The following is a 17,915-nucleotide window of genomic DNA, read 5'->3' as shown; positions in this document are numbered from 1 at the left end:
TGGAGATAAAGGAGTTTTTATTTAGAAAAACGAAATACATGTAAAAAGGAGGAGATGAATATGAAAAAGCTGATAACCGCAGACGACATCACAGCGATTGTCTCTGTGACCGATCCTCAATACGCCCCAGACGGCACCCGTGCCGCATATGTAAAATCACAAGTGAATCAAGAGAAAGATTCGTATACATCAAATATATGGATCTATGAAACGAAAACGGGCGGGTCTGTTCCTTGGACACATGGAGAAAAGCGAAGCACCGACCCAAGATGGTCTCCGGACGGGTGCACGCTTGCCTTTATTTCTGATCGAGAAGGCGATGCGGCACAGCTGTATATGATGAGCGCTGAAGGCGGAGAAGCGAGAAAACTGACTGATATCCCGTATGGCGTGTCAAAGCCAATATGGTCCCCGGATGGCGAATCGATTCTGGTCACTGTCAGTTTGGGAGAGGGAGAAAACATTGATGACCGAGAAAAAACAGAGCAGGACAGCTATGAACCTGTTGAAGTGCAAGGCCTCTCCTACAAACGGGACGGCAAAGGGCTGACGAGAGGTGCGTATGCCCAGCTTGTGCTTGTCAGCGTAAAGTCGGGTGAGATGAAAGAGCTGACAAGTCACAAAGCTGATCATGGTGATCCTGCTTTTTCTCCTGACGGCAAAGGGCTTGTTTTCTCAGCTAATTTAACTGAAACAGATGATGCCAGCAAGCCGCATGATGTTTACATAATGTCACTGGAGTCTGGAGATCTTAAGCAGGTTACACCTCATCGCGGCTCATTCGGATCAAGCTCATTTTCACCAGACGGAAGGTATCTTGCTTTGCTTGGAAATGAAAAGGAATATAAGAATGCTACGCTCTCAAAGGCGTGGCTCTATGATATCGAACAAGGCCGCCTCACATGTCTTACTGAGATGCTGGACGTTCATTTAGCGGATGCGCTGATTGGAGATTCATTGATCGGTGGTGCTGAACAGCGCCCGATTTGGACAAAGGACAGCCAAGGGTTTTATGTCATCGGCACAGATCAAGGCAGTACGGGCATCTATTATATTTCGATTGAAGGCCTTGTGTATCCGATTCGTCTGGAAAAAGAGTACATCAATAGCTTTTCTCTTTCACCTGATGAACAGCACTTTATTGCCAGTGTGACAAAGCCGGACAGACCGAGTGAGCTTTACAGTATCCCGCTTGGACAGGAAGAGAAACAGCTGACTGGCGCGAATGACAAGTTTGTCAGGGAGCATACGATATCAATACCTGAAGAGATTCAATATGCTACAGAAGACGGCGTGATGGTGAACGGCTGGCTGATGAGGCCTGCACAAATGGAAGGTGAGACAACATATCCACTTATTCTTAACATACACGGCGGTCCGCATATGATGTACGGACATACATATTTTCATGAGTTTCAGGTGCTGGCGGCGAAAGGATACGCGGTCGTTTATATCAATCCGAGAGGAAGCCACGGCTACGGGCAGGAATTTGTGAATGCGGTCAGAGGAGATTATGGGGGAAAGGATTATGACGATGTGATGCAGGCTGTGGATGAGGCTATCAAACGAGATCCGCATATTGATCCTAAGCGGCTCGGTGTCACGGGCGGAAGCTACGGAGGTTTTATGACCAACTGGATCGTCGGGCAGACGAACCGCTTTAAAGCTGCCGTTACCCAGCGCTCGATATCAAATTGGATCAGCTTTCACGGCGTCAGTGATATCGGCTATTTCTTTACAGACTGGCAGCTTGAGCATGACATGTTTGAGGACACAGAAAAGCTCTGGGACCGGTCTCCTTTAAAATACGCAGCAAACGTGGAGACACCGCTTTTGATACTGCATGGCGAGCGGGATGACCGATGCCCGATCGAGCAGGCGGAGCAGCTGTTTATCGCTCTGAAAAAAATGGGCAAGGAAACCAAGCTTGTCCGTTTTCCGAATGCATCGCACAATTTATCACGCACCGGACACCCAAGACAGCGGATCAAGCGCCTGAATTATATCAGCTCATGGTTTGATCAACATCTCTAATAAAAAAGCCAGGCTGATCAAATATCAGCCTGGCTGCTTTATTAAAAGACTTGTTCTACTTCAACGACACCCGGCACTTCTTCAAGAAGAGCGCGCTCAATTCCGGCTTTCAACGTAATTGTTGAACTTGGGCAGCTGCCGCATGCGCCTAGAAGACGAAGCTTAACGATACCTTCATCTACGTCTACAAGCTCACAGTCACCGCCGTCACGAAGTAAAAACGGACGAAGTTTGTCCAGTACTTCCTGCACCTGTTCTTTCATTTCAACTTCAGTCATGACATTCGCTCCTTTCGTCGTCATAAAACCATTATATTCAGTGTAACAATAAAAATCTATTGTTTGGTTTGCAAAGTTGCTTTCCCTATTATAGCACATTCAGACTTCAACACAAAAACGGTTTTTTTCTATAAAAACGCCCTTAGGCTCTGTATACTTAAAAGAAAGGACTTACATAGGAGAAGGGGGCGTCTACAAGTGATGAAACCAGTCATGCTAAGCGTGTACGGGGCAGAAAACGTTTGTGCGAGCTGTGTAAATATGCCGACAGCCAAGGATACATACGAGTGGCTTGAGGCTGCGCTGAAAAGAAAATATCCAAATCAGCCTTTTGAGATGCAGTACATCGATATTCATGAGCCGCCTGACAATGAACATGCGAAAGAGCTTGCGGAAAAAATCAGAAATGACGAGTATTTTTATCCGCTTGTGCTTGTAGAAGACAAAATTGTCGGTGAAGGCAATCCAAAATTAAAAGACGTTTATGAGGAAATGGAGAAGCATGGGTATACAGAAAACCGCTGACTTGATCAGCGGTTCTTCTCTATCATTAACCGTTATGGTGTTTATACATCCACAGCAAGCCGGATTTCAGCATACGCGGAACACGGCCGATCAGCGGACGGTCAGCAACAAGCCCGAAGCCGGCTTTTTTTCCGAGTGAACCGAGGACGCCTTTCAGCTTAAACTGCGGCATTGATTCAGGCAGGGCTTCTCCATTCCAGCGTTTTTGCAAGATTTGGACAATCTGCTCTGCTTGAGCCTCTGCCAGCTGGGCGCTCGGCGCATGAGGAAGGCTGGCGCAATCGCCGACAACGTACAGATGTTCATCACCCGGAAGATTGTGATGAGGCGTTAATACAATACGCCCTTGTGCGTCCTTCTCCACATCTAAGTCTCTGACGACTTTGTTTGGCTGGATGCCGGCTGTCCACACGATGGCGTCTGCAGAAATCGGATCATCGTGGTTATACACAACGCCTTCTTCTACTTTTGTGATATTTGCCCTGTTAATAATGCGGACACCGTGCTCTTCGAACCATTTTTGCACATATTTGCTTAAACGCTCGGGAAAGCTTGATAAAATGAGATTACCGCGGTCGAACAAAATAATGTTCAGGTCATCACGGCTTTCTCTCAATTCACTTGCAAGCTCAACGCCGCTTAAGCCCGCTCCGACAATGGCGACGGTGGCATTAGCGCTCAGATTATTCAGCTTTTGGTAGGTTTCGCGGGACTGATCGATGGTTTGAATACTGTAGGTGAATTCAGGCGCTCCCGGCACGTTGTGATATTTATCCTCACAGCCGAGCCCGATTACGGCGTCATCGTAAGAAATCGGTTCACGATCTTGGAACAGCACTTGTTTTTGTACAATATCAATTGATGTGATATCACCGTATTGGACATCCAGGCGAGGGTGCTCTGGGAATGACACTCTGATATGATGGTCAGAAATTGTGCCTGCGGCAAGGGCATAATATTCTGTTTTCAAGCAGTGATAAGGATTTCTGTCAATTAACGTGATTGAAACATCATCAGGCAGCTGGTTTGGCAATAAGCGATGAAGAACGCGCATGTTCCCGTAACCTCCGCCGATCAAGACCAATTTTTTCATTTGAATTCCCCTTTAATCCGAAGAGTATGATAGATACATTGAAGAAAATACGAACTATGTAAAATAACATCTAGAATTATATCGAATTTGATCTAAAATCACAATAATAGTTTCAAAATAACCTACAATTTAGCCTGAAAACACAAATTAGTAAAACGTTATTTGAGAAATAATATGTTACGATAATAAATTTTGAATCATCCGTTGTCTTTGACGAATAGTGAAAAATTCGCGATAATGGACATATGTGAGGTGAAACCGCATGAATCCAATGATTGAATTTTGTGTCAGCAATCTGGCTCACGGCTCTCAGGAAGCCCGGGCGATTTTGGAGAAGGATCCCAACCTTGATGTCCTTGAATATGGCTGCTTAAGCTACTGCGGGACATGCATGGAATCGCTTTTCGCTCTGGTAAACGGAGAAGTCGTCATGGGTGAAACGCCTGCTGAGCTTGTTGAGAATATATATACCTTTATTGAAGAAAATCCAATGTTTTAAAGAAAAGGGCCTGGACAGGCCCTTTTTTATTTTGCCGTACAAAAGAACTAAAAAAATGTGTAGACATCAAAAAATATTATTGTTATCGTAAAAAAGATATTTTTTAAAATAAAATTTAAGAGGTGTACGAGTATTCATGAATGTTCTGTGGGGGCTGCTGGGCGCAGTTGCGATCATTGCTATCGCGTTTTTATTTTCGGAAAAGAAAAGCAATATTAAGATAAGAACCGTCATCGTTGGTTTATGCACACAGGTGGCGTTTGGATACATCGTGTTGAAATGGGAAGCGGGACGCGCTGTTTTTTTATGGTTTTCAAGCCGTGTACAGCTTCTGATTGACTATGCGAATGAAGGCATCAGTTTTATTTTTGGACCGCTTCTAAAGGTCGGAGACAGTCCGGCATTTGCATTAAGTGTACTGCCCGTTATCATTTTCTTCTCAGCACTGATTGCAGTTTTATATCATTTGAAAATCATGCAGCTCGTTTTCCGTGTCATTGGCGGCGGATTGTCGAAGCTCCTTGGAACAAGCAAAACGGAATCTCTGGCGGCTGCTGCCAATATTTTTGTAGGACAATCAGAATCTCCGTTAGTGATCAAACCCCTGATTGCCGGGCTGACGCGCTCTGAGTTGTTTACGATTATGACGAGCGGTCTATCGGCAGTTGCGGGATCTACCTTGTTTGGGTACGCGCTTCTTGGTATTCCGATTGAATATTTGCTGGCGGCCAGCTTTATGGCTGCTCCAGCTGGACTAGTCTTTGGTAAATTGATTATACCCGAAACGGAAAAAACGCAAACCGTAAAAAGCGATTTCAAAATGGATGAAGGCGAAGGCGCAGCCAATGTCATTGACGCAGCTGCAAAGGGAGCGTCAACAGGACTGCAAATTGCGTTAAATGTTGGGGCGATGCTGCTTGCGTTTGTTGCGTTAATCGCTGTAGTAAACGGTATTCTCGGCGGGGCTTTCGGCTTGTTCGGTTTAAAAGGCGTAACATTAGAATCCATTCTCGGCTATGTGTTTTCTCCTATCGCCTTTTTGATTGGCGTGCCTTGGCATGAAGCATTGCAGGCGGGAAGCTATATCGGCCAGAAATTGGTGCTGAATGAGTTTGTCGCTTATTCTAACTTCGGTCCGCACATCGGCGAGTTTTCTAAGAAAACTGCTACCATTATCAGTTTCGCGTTATGCGGATTCGCCAATTTTTCATCAATTGCGATTATGCTTGGTACGCTTGGCGGTTTAGCGCCCAGCCGCCGTTCAGATATCGCGCGTCTCGGCCTGAAGGCTGTTCTTGCAGGAACATTAGCCAATCTGCTCAGCGCAGCCATTGCCGGCATGTTTATATAAACGATAAAAGCTCCTTGCGTCAGTGCAAGGAGCTTTTATGTATGAAAAACGGGGGATAATTGTATTGTGTCCGCTTATAATAGCTTTTATACTAAGAAAAAGAAAAAAAGTTGGAGGCACCTATGAACTCATTTCGATTTACCAAAATGCACGGCCTGGGAAACAGTTATATTTATGTGAATCAATTTGAAGAACAGCTTCCAGAAGAAAAACTGTCAGAGATTGCAATTCAGGTTTCTTCTGTTTATACAGGGATCGGATCCGACGGAATGATCCTGATATGCCCATCAGACCAAGCGCCTGTTAAAATGCGGATTTTTAATAATGACGGGTCTGAAGGGAAAAACTGCGGCAACGGCCTGCGCTGCGTCGCAAAATACGCATATGAGTATAAGCTAGTTGAGGAAACATCTTTTCTGATTGAAACTCTCTCCGGGCTTGTGAAAGCGGAGGTTCAAGTCGAAAACGGAAAAGTGAATGTGGTCACTGTCGATATGGGCGAACCGCGCTTGACAAAATCCGAGCTTCCGATGCTTGACGGCGGGGAAGAGCACACAATCAATGAAACGATGGCATTTGGTGAAGTAGAACTAACAGGCACTGCCGTTTCAATGGGAAATCCGCATATCGTTTTTCCGATCGCAGACATTGAACAGGCACCCTTAACGACACTGGGGCCGGTGATTGAGAAAGATCCGAGATTTCCGGAAGGCATCAATGTGGAATTCGTTGAAACCGTGAATGAACAAGAATTGCATTTCCGCGTCTGGGAACGGGGATCAGGGATTACTCAGGCATGCGGGACAGGAGCATGTGCAGCGGCAGTCGCATCTGTATTAAACGGCGTATCAAAGCGAAATCAAGACATCACGGTGCATTTAGCAGGCGGGGATTTGGTGATAAACTGGAAAGATAACGGCCATGTAATGATGACAGGGCCGGCTGAAACCGTTTGTGAGGGTGTCTATTTCTTGTAAAACACCTTGTTTGAGAATTGGAACGATCATGTTTATAATAAAAGACAGCAACCGGTTTTTAAAAGGAGGTTCACAATGATGAGCAACCCGGTAACAATTACAGAAGCAGCAGCTTTGCATATAAAAGATATGATGAAAGAGCATGAAGAAGAAAACGCGTTTCTGCGTGTAGGCGTCAAAGGCGGCGGCTGCAGCGGACTTTCTTACGGCATGGGCTTTGAGCATGAAAAGAGTGAATCAGACAGTGTGTTTGATCAGCACGGCATCACTGTTCTAGTTGACAAAGAAAGCCTTGACATCATGAACGGCACCGTGATTGATTATAAACAATCCATGCTCGGCGGCGGCTTCACCATCGACAATCCAAACGCCATCGCTTCATGCGGCTGCGGTTCTTCGTTCAGAACAGCAACGAATGCAGGCAAGCCTGAAGAGTGCTAAGCACTAAAAACGGATAGCAACTATTACTGACGCTTTTCTTAGCGATAAATCATCGTTAAGGGAGGCGTTTTTATTATGGGGAAATGATGCAGAGAGTTCCGGGGACTTCGGCAAGAGAAACGCTGCTTTGTTGTTTGATTTTTGTTGTAAATACAGCAAAGTTACGCTATATTTAATGCGGGGTATATTTTATTGCATTTGCAACAAAATCACGATAGGGAGTTGATGATGAAGAAGATTTTTGGAATGGTAACAAGGTCAGTATCTGTTCCGTGTTTAAATATATTAAAAAAGGGACACAAGACAATTGAATTTTAAATAAAGGGGCTGAATCCGAACAATGAGTGTAAAAATGAAAAAATGCAGCCGGGAAGATTTACAAACACTTCAACAATTGAGTATTGAAACATTCAATGACACTTTTAAAGAACAGAACTCACCTGAAAATATGAAAGCCTATTTAGAAAGCGCATTTAACACTGAGCAGCTGGAAAAAGAGTTATCCAATATGTCTTCGCAATTCTTTTTTGTTTACTTTGATCATGAAATCGCTGGATATGTAAAGGTCAATATCGATGATGCTCAGTCTGAAGAAATGGGTGCTGAATCACTTGAAATCGAGAGAATTTATATAAAGAACAGCTTTCAAAAACATGGGCTTGGCAAACATCTGCTGAATAAAGCGATAGAAATTGCGCTGGAACGTAATAAAAAGAACATTTGGCTAGGTGTGTGGGAAAAAAATGAAAATGCCATTGCCTTTTATAAGAAAATGGGGTTTGTTCAGACCGGCGCCCACTCTTTTTATATGGGTGATGAAGAGCAAACGGATTTAATCATGGCTAAAACACTCATATAATATTTTTCGAAGGGTGGATGATGATGTATATTCCAAAATATTTTAAAGTCACAAATGCTGAAGAAATTTGGAATTTTGTACAAGAAAACTCCTTTGGTACGATTGTCACAACAGAACAAGGAAAACCAATTGCCACACATTTGCCGTTAGGATTCAATAAAAAAGACGATCATTACTATATTACGGGGCATTTCGCTTATGGAAATCCTCAGTGGAGAACGTTTGAAGCCTGTGAAGATGTGCTTGTGATGTTTCAGGGACCGCACGCATATATTTCTTCTTCCTGGTATTCGTGCGAAAATGTTCCGACGTGGAATTATCAGGCTGTCCACATGTATGGAAAAGCAAGTATGTTAGAGAAAGATGAATTAGCAGAAGAATTAACAATCATGCTGGAGAAATACGAAAAACATCGTGACAATCCTGTTTTATGGGATAAGCTTTCTCCAAAACTCTTAGAACGTGAATTGAAAGGTATCGTTGGATTTAAGATTAAGGTGGAAGACATTCAAGCGGCATATAAATTAAGCCAGAACCGAAATGAAACGGATTATATGAACATCATTGAACAGTTGCAAAATGAAGAAAATCCAAATGCAAAACAAATGGCAGAACTGATGGAAAATAAATTCAAAAAGCAAATATAAGCTTACTTTGCTGAAGAAGTAGCAGAAAACGCCAAGTCAAGCGGAGAACCGCTGACTTGGCGTTTTTTTATGATTAATATTTATCCCCATTAAAAATGGAATTTTTCACAATCACATAATCCACATTGCGGATGGCTTCAAGCTTTGTTCCGCCTGCATAAGAAATAGAAGATTGAAGATCCTGCTCCATTTCAATCAGTGTATCCTTGATTGAGCCTTTATGCGCCACGTGCATTTTTTTGCCTTCGACATTTTTCTTTTCGCCTTTTTGGAATTCAGAGGCTGAGCCGAAGTACTCCTTGTAAAGCTTTCCGTCTTTTTCGATCGTTTGGCCTGGCGACTCTTCGTGTCCGGCAAATAGTGAACCGATCATGACCATCGTTGCGCCGAATCGGATTGATTTTGCGATGTCGCCATGGGTGCGGATGCCGCCATCCGCGATAATCGGTTTGCTGGCAGCCTTGGCACACCAGCGCAGCGCCGCTAATTGCCAGCCGCCTGTGCCGAAGCCGGTTTTGATTTTCGTAATACATACTTTTCCCGGTCCGATGCCGACTTTAGTGGCATCCGCTCCCGCATTTTCAAGCTCTCTGACCGCTTCCGGCGTTCCGACATTGCCAGCAATAACAAAGCTGTCCGGCAAATGTTTTTTAAGGTGCTGGATCATTTCAATGACAGCATTTGAGTGCCCGTGAGCAATGTCAATTGTCACGTATTCAGGAGTCAGATTTTCTTCTGCCAGCTGGCGGACAAATTCATACTCCTCATCTTTGACGCCCACGCTGATAGAAGAGAATAACCCGCGTGCGTTCATATCTTTAATAAAATCAATTCGTGTCTCAGGCTCAAATCGGTGCATGACATAAAAGTAGCCATTTTCGGCTAATTGAATCGCTAGCTTCTCATCTATAATCGTCTGCATATTGGCAGGGACGACGGGCAATTTAAATGTACGTCCGCCTAAACGTACGGATGTATCACATTCTGAACGGCTATTCACAATGCATTTTGCAGGAATTAGCTGAATATCTTCGTAATCAAATACGTTTTCCATGGTTTTCACTCCTAAAAACGAATATTTAAAAGTATAATATATGAAATGTTCGCCTTCTATAATGTACTCTGTTTTATTTAGGATGTCAAACATTATGATTTGCTGGCAGGTGTGGTGCAAGTGCCGAAGCTTGTCATGCAGGGTGAGTTTAGGTATCATAGTTTTAACGAATGGTCTTAGAGAGCGGATCAAAACGCGAATGATATACGTTCAGCAAAGCTTGGTCGTTCAGCACCAGGCTTTCTTTATGGCATGGACATGGGAAAGGAGCGAATAAGATGGCCCAAAACGAAGAAAAAACACCGAAGTCCCAAAAGATTCAGGACCGCATTATTATGGCAATGATCTGGGTAGTCGCAGCCCTTGTGATTGCGCTGGTTGTAGGAACTGCATTGAATTATATAAATATCTTCAAATAAAAAAGGAGCTGTGTCACAGACACAAGCTCCTTATTTTATTATTTATTTTCAAAAAGACTTGTTGAGTGAAGAGGCTGTACGCGGGCTTTCGGGTCCATGTAAGCCTTGGCGTTGTTCACTGCTGTCGGTGCCTCACCGAAGCCGCTGGCAATCAGGTTGACTTTTCCTTCGTATGTACAAATGTCACCTGCTGCAAAGAAGCCTTCGATATTTGTTTCCATTGTTGATTTCACGACAATGGAATTTTTCTCGATGTCCAGGCCCCAGTTTTTGATCGGTCCAAGAGATGAAACGAAACCGTAGTTGACGATTAAGTCATCAATTTCTAAAATCTCTTTGCGGTCGCCTTTCACTTCTTCAAGCACTAGCTGTTCGATTTTGCCTTCGCCGATCAGCTCCGCAGGGACGAATGGTGTCAGGACATTAACCTTCGACGCATGAAGGTTTTCCACACTGTGCTCGTGCGCGCGGAACTTGTCGCGGCGGTGAATGATCGATACTTCTTTTGCGATTGGCTCAAGCATAAGCGCCCAGTCAACCGCGGAATCTCCACCGCCAAGGATCGCAACGCGTCTGCCGGAGAATTTTTGCAGATCATCAACGAAGTAATGGAGGTTTTTGCCTTCATACTGCTCGGCATTTTCAAGTTCCAGCTTTCTCGGTTTGAATGCGCCGTTTCCTGCAGTGATGATGACCGTTTTAGAGTAGTGGGTTTCTTCATTTGTTACAAGCTTAAACACGCCGTCCGCTTGTTTCTCAACAGATTCAACCGCTTGCTCCAGACAAATGGTTTGGTCGAATTTCGCCATTTGCTCTTTTAGGTTATTGATAAGCTCTTGGGCGCGGATTTTCGGGAATCCCGCTACATCATATATATACTTCTCAGGGTATAGGGCGCTAAGCTGTCCGCCGAGCTGAGGCAGGCTTTCGATAATTTTGACGCTTGCCTGTCTCATCCCGCCGTAAAAAGCGGTGAATAAGCCGACCGGTCCCCCGCCTATAATTGTAATATCATAAACCTTTGTATCCTCTCGCATACGAAAATTGCCTCCTAAATGAAAATTGTTATTAATTATACCATATTGCCGTTCAAATTGACGAGTCAGCAGAAAAAATCGTAAGGATCTAACGTGCCCATCCGTTCTTGAAAATATTTCCGCAGGCCGCTACGATAATAACCAAATGAAATGATCTTTTTCTGAATGTTTCTTGGGCCAGCCGGATAAACATGATAATAGTGCTACGGGTAAGGACTTCACAAAAAAATTTTCAATATATTTCATAAAATCCCGCCAATAAGCTGAAGCTAACACAAATGATGATTTTATTATGGGTCTAACAAAAGCAAAAAAAGAGAAGGTGGATGTGATGGCATTGAATAAGCCCAAAATCGTGATTTTAGGTGCAGGATATGGCGGATTGATGACGGTGACAAGGCTGACGAAGTATGTCGGGCCGAATGATGCTGACATTACGCTTGTAAATAAACACAATTATCATTATGAAACGACATGGATGCATGAAGCGAGCGCGGGTACGCTCCATCATGACCGCTGCCGTTATCAGATAAAAGATGTAATCAACCAGTCACGGGTGAATTTTGTACAGGATACCGTAAAGGCAATCAAAATTGATGAGAAAAAAGTTGTGCTTGCGAATGGAGAATTGCAGTACGATTATTTAGTCATCGGGCTCGGCGCCGTGCCTGAAACGTTCGGCATTAAAGGCTTAAAAGAATATGCGTTTCCGATTGCCAACATCAACACGTCGCGCCTGCTGCGGGAACATATTGAGCTGCAGTTTGCGACTTACAATACGGAAGCGGAAAAACGGCCGGACAGGTTAACGATCGTTGTTGGCGGTGCCGGATTTACGGGAATTGAATTTCTTGGCGAACTGGCTGCTCGCGTGCCGGAGCTCTGTAAGGAATATGACGTTGACAGAAGCCTTGTCCGCATCATTTGTGTGGAAGCAGCGCCGACCGTTTTGCCGGGATTTGATCCGGAACTTGTTGATTACGCCGTACATTATCTTGAGGAAAACGGAGTTGAGTTCAAGATCGGAACGGCTGTACAAGAATGTACACCAGAAGGAGTCAGAGTCGGCAAAAAAGATGAGGAACCAGAGCAGATCAAATCGCAAACCGTTGTTTGGGCAGCAGGTGTCCGCGGCCATCCGATTGTGGAGGAGGCCGGTTTTGAAAATATGCGCGGCCGAGTCAAAGTCAACCCTGATCTCCGCGCCCCGGGACATGACAATGTCTTTATTCTCGGCGACAGCTCGCTGTTTATGAATGAAGATACAGAGCGCCCGTATCCGCCGACTGCGCAAATTGCAATGCAGCAGGGCATAACGGTCGCTAAAAACCTTGGCAGGCTTATTAAAGGCGGAGAGCTTGAGGAATTCAAGCCGGACATTAAGGGAACAGTGGCTTCTCTTGGCGAGCATAACGCGGTTGGGGTTGTTTATGGCAGAAAGCTGAAAGGCACGCCCGCTTCGTTTATGAAAAAAGTCATTGATAACCGCTCGCTGTTTATGATTGGCGGACTCGGACTGACATTGAAAAAAGGCAAGTTCAAGTTTTTCTAAAAACCCGCGGAAGCGGGTTTTCTTTATTAAAAAACGCCAAAATAAAAAGAGAATGAGAGGAAAATAAGTATGTTTCCGCTTACATCAAAAGATTTGTCACATGATCTGACTTTATTGTTGACAGCTTGATATGGTATATTATCAGAAAATTAAGAAAAAGGGTGATGATTAGATGAAAACTGCAACGACAACCGCTTCACATGCATGCCCATTTTGTTCAGGGAAAGGATATTTTCAATTGATTCTCGGCGGTTCAGAGACTTGTCCGTCTTGCCAGGGGACAGGAAAAGACAGTCATTCTTTTTCCAGCCGTTGACTTTATTTCAGCCCCCGCGTTACACTAAAAACAACGCAGGGGGGTGGAATAGGTTGATTAGTCTGCCAGTCGTAATCATCTCAATTGTTTTGTTTTTTGTCTTGTTTTTTGGAATCGGTTTCTTATTAAACATGCTGCTAAGAATGTCTTGGATTATGGCTGTGATTTATCCGATTGTATGCCTTTTCATTATCAGCAAAGAAAAGCTGATCAGCTATGTCCAGTCGCCGGGAGAATCCTTTGCCAGCCTGTTTCATCGTGTCTTATCATTAGCGGCTGCCGATGTGCTGATTTTAGTCAGCGGTTTGGCCGGCGCCATCGTGTCCGGTATAGCGATCAACATGCTTAGAAAAAGAGGATATCAAATGTTTTAAATGCCGCTTTCTTCTAAAGAAAGCTTTTTTTATGCGTTCAGCTCATTCACCATTTTGAATAATGCTCTCTCCACTTGGGAACAATGATTCGGAGGAGAGGTGAATGATGTTGAATATGATCAGACGTTTGCTGATGACCTGTTTATTTCTGCTTGCATTTGGCACGACATTTTTATCAGTGTCAGGAATTGAAGCGAAGGACTTGTCAAAATGGGTGCAGGAACATCAGGAAAAGCACTTGAAGCATGCAGGACTGACATTAAAAGCATTGCAGCAGAAACAAACACAAACCACGTCCGCGGCTGAGGATAAAACAAAACCGTTAGAAGAGGCATTTGATTGGGATGAATATCCAGTCCAAAGAGTAACAGCAACAGGCTACACAGCAGGAGCTGAGTCGACGGGCAAAAATCCCGGTGATCCATTATACGGGCTTACATATTCAGGTGTGAAAGTGAAACGGGATTTATATTCCACGGTTGCTGCTGACCCGTCCGTTTTCCCGATCGGAACAATTTTATTCATTCCGAACTACGGTCTCGGAGTTGTGGCCGACACAGGATCAGCTATTAAGGGAAACCGCCTTGATCTGTACTTTGAGACAGTCAAAGATGTATACAATGAATGGGGCAAAAAAACCCTTGATGTATATGTGATTAAAAAGGGAACGGGAAAGATTACCGAGGATGAGCTTGAGAAGCTCAATGAAACAAAATCTTTGCAAGTGTTCAGAAATCAATATAAAACTGTGAAAGAATAAAACGCTCCAGCGAAAGCAGGAGCGTTTTTTTACATGAAAAAGTAAGCGAGTACCAATGTCAGTAAAATACCTGTTAATCCTCCGAAAAAGACTTCGATCGGCTGATGTCCGAGAAGCTCTTTCAGCTTTTTTTGCTTTTCTTTCTCTGCAGCCTTAGGGAAGTCCTTCGCTTCATTTACGAAACGGTTAAAATCAATAACAAGCTTATTAATGACTGTTGCCTGCTCACCGGCGTGGCGTCTGACGCCAGTTGCGTCAAACATGGTTATGACGGCGAAAATGGCGGAAACCGCAAAGAGTGAGGAGTCTAATCCATGCTCCAAGGCTACGCCTGTAGAAAGCGCAGTGACCGCTGCGGAGTGAGAGCTCGGCATGCCGCCTGTGCTTGTGACCAGCGACCAGTCCAGTTTTCTGGACACGATAAACTGTATGGGCACTTTGATGACCTGAGCAAAAATAATTGCGGCCAGGCTTGATAATAAAGGAAAATTCGTTAAAAGTTCCATCGGCGACATCCTTTCTATTTGAAAAATCCTTCGTGTTTCAAAAGAAAAAAGCAAGTCTTAGACTGTTGTTTGTTAAAATAAGTATAGTGGAAAGAATGTTTTTCCTATTATACCATTGTTCATTACAAATACCCATTACGTTAGGAGTGTAAGCCTCATGTTTTATGCGGTTCAACAATCAGAGCATACAGAAACCCTTGTGGTCGGGCTTTTTCAAAAAAGCCAGCTGACAGGAAAAGCGTTGGAAATTGATGAAATGCTCGAAGGCCATCTGACACAGCTTTTAAAAGAGGGTGATGTCTCTGCGAAACCGAATCAAGTATCAAAAGTATTCCCTCCATCTTCTGCGGGTATGAAACGGATTTATTTCGTTGGCCTGGGGAGAGAAGCAAATTATTCGTTTGAACAGGCGAAGGAACGTTTTGCTCATGTTTTTCAAGCCATTCATAAAGATCGAAAACAAGAAACTGCTGTTCTGCTTGATACGTTTATTTCGGAAGACGTGCCTCCAGCCGATGCCGCTCATGCTTTAGCTGAGAGCTGCCTGCTTGCTTCCTATGAGGTGCAGGATTATAAGCACAAATCAAATGAGCCTGACAAACAAATTGAAGCCGTGTATGTTGTAACAGATGAAGATACACAGGAAGTGCAGGCCGGGCTTCGCGTCGGCCAGGCATACGGACAAGGGACAAATTCGGCTAGAACGCTTGTGAATATGCCGGGAAACATGCTGACAGCGACTGACCTCGCTTCGTATGCTGAAGAGCTTGCGGCGAAATATGATTTTGAGTGTGAGATATTGGAGAAATCAGAGATGGAAGAGCTCGGTATGGGCGGAATACTTGCGGTAAACCAAGGCTCCACCGAACCGCCGAAAATGATTGTGTTGAAATATCAGGGCAAAAAGGAATGGGAAGACGTCGTCGGACTAGTCGGGAAAGGAATTACCTTTGACACAGGCGGCTACTCCATTAAAACGAAATCTGGAATTGTCGGCATGAAATCAGATATGGGAGGAGCTGCTGCGGTTCTCGGTGCTATGGAAACGATCGGAGAGCTTCGTCCTGAGCAAAACGTGCTGTGCGTTATTCCATCAACCGATAATATGATCTCCGGCGGGGCCATGAAGCCGGATGACGTGATCGTATCTTTAAGCGGAAAAACAATAGAAATCCTTAATACGGATGCTGAAGGAAGGCTAGTGCTTGCAGATGGCATTACATACGCGAAACAGCATGGCGCGTCAGTTCTTGTCGATGTAGCTACGCTTACCGGCGGCGTCGTTGTGGCATTAGGAACAGAAACAACCGGTGCAATGACAAATGATCAAAGCTTTTACCAGCAGGTAGCTGATGCTGCACAAGAGTGCGGCGAGGCAATCTGGCAGCTGCCGATAACAGAGAAGGATAAAAAACGCGTGAAAAGCAGCCAAATGGCGGATCTCAACAATTCACCGGGACGCGAGGGACATGCGATTATGGCAGGAACGTTTCTTGGTGAATTCGCTGAGTCAACACCTTGGGTTCACCTTGATATTGCAGGAACAGCGACTGCCAATAAAGCAACCTGCTTCGGGCCGGCCGGGGCTACTGGCGTTATGGCAAGAACACTGGCTACACTTGCGGAGCGATTTACATTGGAAGAAGATAAAAACGAGTAATGAAAAATCCCTGCTGTATGATGCGGCAGGGATTTTTACTTCCGAAATCTTTAGTTGACTAAAGTGGATCGGTTATGATACGATACGTTCGTACTTTATTTATCTACTACATTAGCAAACTAAAGGATTTTTGGAGGGGTATCATCATGAATGCAGTCGTCATCGCAGTCCTGCTTATGCTTGTATTAAGCCTGCTGCGTGTCAATATTGTTATCGCATTAATTATAGGCGCCTTGGCCGGCGGGTTAACAGGCGGGCTCGGTCTTGGCGAAACGGTTAAAGCTTTCACAGACGGTCTCGGCGGAAATGCCACCGTTGCAGTCAGCTATGCCATGCTTGGCGCGTTTGCCGCCGCTTTGACGAAAACAGGTCTTCCGGACGCAATGGTGGAAGCCTCCGTTAAATTAATCGGAAATAAAGAAGATTCTCGAAAAAAAGCACTGTCTAAGGTGCTGATTGTGCTGATTATTTTAATTGTATCTTGTTTTTCGCAAAACGTCGTTCCGGTTCACATCGCGTTTATTCCGGTGCTGATTCCGCCGCTTTTGAAAATCTTTAATGAACTTGAAATGGACCGCCGTCTGATCGCGTGTGTAATTACATTTGGCTTAACGGCTCCTTATATTTTGCTTCCGGTCGGTTTCGGCCAAATCTTCCAAGGCATGCTGAAGGACAATATGGCGGATGCCGGGTTAAACGTTCCGCTTGCTGATATTCCGTACGCACTGATTATTCCAGTTGCAGGTATGGTTGTCGGCCTTATTTTATCAGTGATCGTATACCGTAAACCGAAACAATATGAAACAAAAGACATTTCAGGTGCAGAAGCATCGCCATATACGAGAAAAAGTATTGGTATCGCGGTTCTAGCCATTGTTGTGTCACTCGGCGTCCAGCTTTACTTATCTCAGACTTTGGGAGTAGAAGGAATGATTATGGGGGCGCTCGCTGGTCTGATTGTTCTGTTTGTCAGCGGTGTGATGAAGCGTGATGAAGCGGACTCACTGATTACTGATGGAATGGTTTTAATGGCCTTTATCGGCTTTGTCATGCTTGTTGCAGCCGGGTTTTCAAACGTATTGACGAAAACCGGGGATGTCGAGTCACTGGTCAAAACGTCAGCTGGTTTTATCGGACACAGTCAGTCCTTGGGCGCATTGCTGATGCTCATTGTCGGCTTATTAATTACAATGGGGATCGGATCTTCTTTTGCGACCATTCCTGTTATCACAACCATTTTCGTGCCTCTATGTATGCAGCTTGGATTCAGCCCGATGGCAACGATTGCGATTATCGGAGCTGCTGCTGCCCTCGGCGATGCCGGTTCACCTGCCAGTGACAGTACGCTTGGCCCGACTTCAGGTTTGAGTGCGGACGGCCAGCATCACCACATTTGGGATACTTGTGTGCCGACATTTATATTTTATAATATTCCGCTTGTCATCTTTGGCTGGATTGCAGCGCTTGTTTTATAGGAAAAAGGCTCCCCTTTACTGGGGAGCCTTTTCTCGTTATGATAAAAAAACCGTCCAA

20 protein-coding genes are annotated in these 17,915 nt (G+C 44.6%); 15 read left to right on the top strand and 5 right to left on the bottom strand.

Features of this window, described 5'->3' with window-relative positions; genetic code table 11:
* The first annotated feature begins 60 nt into the window (after nucleotides 1–60).
* On the top strand, nucleotides 61–2,034 hold the full coding sequence (locus MKX38_RS16395; RefSeq protein ID WP_339187734.1) for a S9 family peptidase: 1,974 nt from the start codon (nucleotides 61–63) through the stop codon (nucleotides 2,032–2,034).
* Nucleotides 2,035–2,075: 41 nt separating this feature from the next.
* On the opposite strand, the gene MKX38_RS16390 is transcribed toward MKX38_RS16395, so the two are convergent.
* Nucleotides 2,076–2,411 carry a NifU family protein gene (locus MKX38_RS16390; RefSeq protein ID WP_010886606.1) on the bottom strand — a complete coding sequence of 112 codons (336 nt, stop codon included), beginning with the start codon at nucleotides 2,409–2,411 and terminating at the stop codon, nucleotides 2,076–2,078.
* Nucleotides 2,412–2,510: 99 nt separating this feature from the next.
* On the opposite strand from MKX38_RS16390, the gene MKX38_RS16385 reads away from it, so the two are divergent.
* Nucleotides 2,511–2,837: a YuzD family protein gene (locus tag MKX38_RS16385; protein ID WP_003242597.1), complete on the top strand. Its 327-nt coding sequence runs from the start codon at nucleotides 2,511–2,513 to the stop codon at nucleotides 2,835–2,837.
* Between the two features lie 25 nt (nucleotides 2,838–2,862).
* Here the strand turns inward: MKX38_RS16385 and MKX38_RS16380 are convergent, their stop codons facing one another.
* Nucleotides 2,863–3,930, bottom strand: coding sequence for an NAD(P)/FAD-dependent oxidoreductase (locus MKX38_RS16380; RefSeq protein ID WP_003228707.1), 1,068 nt, complete (start codon nucleotides 3,928–3,930; stop codon nucleotides 2,863–2,865).
* 262 nt (nucleotides 3,931–4,192) lie between these two features.
* Here MKX38_RS16380 and MKX38_RS16375 point away from each other — a divergent pair, with 262 nt between their 5' ends.
* From MKX38_RS16375 to paiB, 6 genes are all read left to right on the top strand, one after another.
* Nucleotides 4,193–4,429 (top strand): YuzB family protein, encoded by a 237-nt coding sequence (locus tag MKX38_RS16375; RefSeq protein ID WP_003222913.1) that lies wholly within the window; start codon nucleotides 4,193–4,195, stop codon nucleotides 4,427–4,429.
* A 136-nt stretch (nucleotides 4,430–4,565) separates the two neighbouring features.
* Nucleotides 4,566–5,780, top strand: a complete 1,215-nt coding sequence (locus MKX38_RS16370; protein ID WP_003228710.1) for a NupC/NupG family nucleoside CNT transporter — start codon at nucleotides 4,566–4,568, stop codon at nucleotides 5,778–5,780.
* 122 nt (nucleotides 5,781–5,902) lie between these two features.
* Entirely contained in the window at nucleotides 5,903–6,757 is an 855-nt protein-coding gene (gene dapF, locus MKX38_RS16365; RefSeq protein ID WP_339187732.1) for a diaminopimelate epimerase, read from the top strand.
* Between the two features lie 78 nt (nucleotides 6,758–6,835).
* On the top strand, nucleotides 6,836–7,198 hold the full coding sequence (locus tag MKX38_RS16360; protein WP_003244166.1) for an iron-sulfur cluster assembly accessory protein: 363 nt from the start codon (nucleotides 6,836–6,838) through the stop codon (nucleotides 7,196–7,198).
* Between the two features lie 340 nt (nucleotides 7,199–7,538).
* A complete protein-coding gene (paiA, locus tag MKX38_RS16355; RefSeq protein ID WP_014477872.1) occupies nucleotides 7,539–8,057 on the top strand; it encodes a spermidine/spermine N(1)-acetyltransferase in 519 nt (172 codons plus the stop codon).
* Nucleotides 8,058–8,080: 23 nt separating this feature from the next.
* Nucleotides 8,081–8,704, top strand: a complete 624-nt coding sequence (gene paiB, locus MKX38_RS16350) for a protease synthase/sporulation negative transcriptional regulator PaiB (RefSeq protein WP_339189448.1) — start codon at nucleotides 8,081–8,083, stop codon at nucleotides 8,702–8,704.
* A gap of 73 nt (nucleotides 8,705–8,777) precedes the next feature.
* Here paiB and guaC read toward each other — a convergent pair whose 3' ends face one another.
* Nucleotides 8,778–9,758: a GMP reductase gene (gene guaC / locus MKX38_RS16345; protein WP_015714642.1), complete on the bottom strand. Its 981-nt coding sequence runs from the start codon at nucleotides 9,756–9,758 to the stop codon at nucleotides 8,778–8,780.
* A 278-nt stretch (nucleotides 9,759–10,036) separates the two neighbouring features.
* Here guaC and MKX38_RS16340 point away from each other — a divergent pair, with 278 nt between their 5' ends.
* Entirely contained in the window at nucleotides 10,037–10,177 is a 141-nt protein-coding gene (locus tag MKX38_RS16340; protein WP_003228723.1) for a hypothetical protein, read from the top strand.
* A gap of 38 nt (nucleotides 10,178–10,215) precedes the next feature.
* Here the strand turns inward: MKX38_RS16340 and yumC are convergent, their stop codons facing one another.
* Complete coding sequence (gene yumC, locus MKX38_RS16335; RefSeq protein WP_015251312.1) at nucleotides 10,216–11,214, bottom strand: ferredoxin--NADP reductase 2; 999 nt, start codon at nucleotides 11,212–11,214, stop codon at nucleotides 10,216–10,218.
* Between the two features lie 331 nt (nucleotides 11,215–11,545).
* Between yumC and MKX38_RS16330 the strand changes: the two genes are divergently transcribed.
* From MKX38_RS16330 to spsC, 4 genes are all read left to right on the top strand, one after another.
* Nucleotides 11,546–12,766 carry an NAD(P)/FAD-dependent oxidoreductase gene (locus MKX38_RS16330; protein WP_010886605.1) on the top strand — a complete coding sequence of 407 codons (1,221 nt, stop codon included), beginning with the start codon at nucleotides 11,546–11,548 and terminating at the stop codon, nucleotides 12,764–12,766.
* A gap of 172 nt (nucleotides 12,767–12,938) precedes the next feature.
* Nucleotides 12,939–13,082: a YuiA family protein gene (locus tag MKX38_RS16325; protein ID WP_003243733.1), complete on the top strand. Its 144-nt coding sequence runs from the start codon at nucleotides 12,939–12,941 to the stop codon at nucleotides 13,080–13,082.
* Nucleotides 13,083–13,135: 53 nt separating this feature from the next.
* A complete protein-coding gene (locus MKX38_RS16320) occupies nucleotides 13,136–13,456 on the top strand; it encodes a YuiB family protein (RefSeq protein ID WP_003243877.1) in 321 nt (106 codons plus the stop codon).
* Between the two features lie 103 nt (nucleotides 13,457–13,559).
* On the top strand, nucleotides 13,560–14,216 hold the full coding sequence (gene spsC, locus MKX38_RS16315) for a stationary phase survival protein SpsC (RefSeq protein ID WP_072175151.1): 657 nt from the start codon (nucleotides 13,560–13,562) through the stop codon (nucleotides 14,214–14,216).
* Between the two features lie 29 nt (nucleotides 14,217–14,245).
* Here spsC and MKX38_RS16310 read toward each other — a convergent pair whose 3' ends face one another.
* The gene (locus tag MKX38_RS16310; RefSeq protein WP_003244337.1) at nucleotides 14,246–14,722 is read right to left on the bottom strand and encodes a divergent PAP2 family protein; all 477 of its coding nucleotides are present in this window, start codon (nucleotides 14,720–14,722) and stop codon (nucleotides 14,246–14,248) included.
* Nucleotides 14,723–14,879: 157 nt separating this feature from the next.
* Between MKX38_RS16310 and MKX38_RS16305 the strand changes: the two genes are divergently transcribed.
* Entirely contained in the window at nucleotides 14,880–16,382 is a 1,503-nt protein-coding gene (locus MKX38_RS16305) for a leucyl aminopeptidase (RefSeq protein ID WP_015251314.1), read from the top strand.
* Nucleotides 16,383–16,528: 146 nt separating this feature from the next.
* A complete protein-coding gene (locus MKX38_RS16300; RefSeq protein WP_003228736.1) occupies nucleotides 16,529–17,857 on the top strand; it encodes a Na+/H+ antiporter family protein in 1,329 nt (442 codons plus the stop codon).
* Nucleotides 17,858–17,915 lie beyond the last annotated feature (58 nt).

The sequence above is a fragment of the Bacillus sp. FSL M8-0025 genome, from assembly GCF_037975475.1.
Classification (GTDB): Bacteria; Bacillota; Bacilli; order Bacillales; family Bacillaceae; genus Bacillus; species Bacillus subtilis.
The sequence above is the reverse complement of the archived record's forward strand: the minus strand, read 5'-3'. Positions and strand labels throughout refer to the sequence as shown.